Source organism: Bradyrhizobium sp. AUGA SZCCT0222, assembly GCF_018130205.1.
Taxonomy (GTDB): Bacteria; Pseudomonadota; Alphaproteobacteria; order Rhizobiales; family Xanthobacteraceae; genus Bradyrhizobium.
Genome location: NZ_JAFCLX010000102.1, coordinates 1 through 1406 on the forward strand (window position 1 = coordinate 1; position 1406 = coordinate 1406).

Here is a 1406-nt window from a genome sequence, read left to right on the forward strand (position 1 = left end):
GCGATTGATGTAGTGGACGACGCCCGCTCCAGGCATCGAATGTGCCAAAGGGGTGATCGTTGAACAACGAATCACCGGAGGGGGTCGTCCACATGAATGTTAGCACCATCGGCGTTGATCTCGCCAAGAACGTATTCCAAGTTCACGGCGTGGATAGTGCGGGCAAGGCTATCATTACCCGTCAGTTGCGACGCAAGCAGGTCTTGGAATTTTTTAGCAAGCTTCCCGGTTGCCTGGTCGGTATGGAGGCCTGCGGAACCGGTCATCATTGGGCACGGGAAATCTCCAAACTCGGTCACACCGTTCGCCTGATGCCGCCGAGCTATGTGAAGGGCTACGTCAAGCGGTCGAAAAACGATGCTGCCGACGCGGCCGCGATCTGTGAAGCCGTGACACGTCCATCGATGCGGTTCGTGCCGATCAAGTCGACCGATCAGCAAGCCTTGCTCATGTTGCATCGAACGCGGGATCTTTTGATCCGTCAGCGCACGCAGCTGATCAACGCACTCCGAGCCCACCTTGCCGAGTTCGGCCTCGTTGCGGAGACGGGACGCGAGGGACTCGCTCAGCTCGGCGCGATCATCACGGACGAGATTAATCACGAAGCTCTTCCATCTGCGATGAAACAGGCGCTGCAGGCTATTGTCGATCAACTCGCTGCTCTGGAATTGCAGGTCGGGGCTCTGGATCGCGCCATTCACGCACATCATCGTGCCAATGATATGAGCTGCCGCCTCGAAACCGTACCCGGGATAGGCGTGATCGGGGCCACGGCCATCGCTTCCACTGTCACAGACCCCAGTGGCTTCAGATCCGGGCGGGATTTTGCAGCATGGATCGGACTTGTGCCGCGGCAGCACTCGACGGGTGGCAAGGAGCGGCTCGGCGGCATCTCCAAGCAGGGAGATCGCTATCTCCGACGGTTGCTCGTCATCGGTGCAACAGCCGTTGTTCGACAAGCCCGGCTGCATCCGCAAAAGCATCCCTGGATCATGAGGCTGCTGGCCAAGAAACCAGCCAAGCTCGTCGCCGTTGCCGTCGCCAACAAGATGGCGCGCATCGCCTGGGCGATCATGGCCAAGGGAGGACACTATCGAGCGCCCGAGCTTGCTGCAGCTGCCTAAAGAGGGCTTGGCAATGGGAGATTAAGGCGACGGCGGAGTAAGAAATCGAATTGCGAGGGTGATGATGGCGTGATGCGAAACGGTCGAGCCGTCGATTGGGACAACCCGCTTCTGGGTCATGGGCGTCAAAGCCCGGGCGATTGATTGGGACCCGATCTGCGAACTACATCAGGGCCAGCGGGCATGGTGCCGCGCAAACAGGCCGGACACATGACTTGCACCCGACCGCAAGCCGAACGTCAGAATCTCCTTGCAATGCGGGCGTCGTCCACACATGACCCA

General features: G+C 59.5%; 1 protein-coding gene. It reads left to right on the plus strand.

The window, feature by feature from the left end; translation table 11 throughout:
- The first annotated feature begins 92 nt into the window (after positions 1 to 92).
- Positions 93 to 1124: an IS110 family RNA-guided transposase gene (locus JQ629_RS36900; RefSeq protein ID WP_212416793.1), complete on the plus strand. Its 1032-nt coding sequence runs from the start codon at positions 93 to 95 to the stop codon at positions 1122 to 1124.
- The last annotated feature ends 282 nt before the right edge of the window (positions 1125 to 1406 follow it).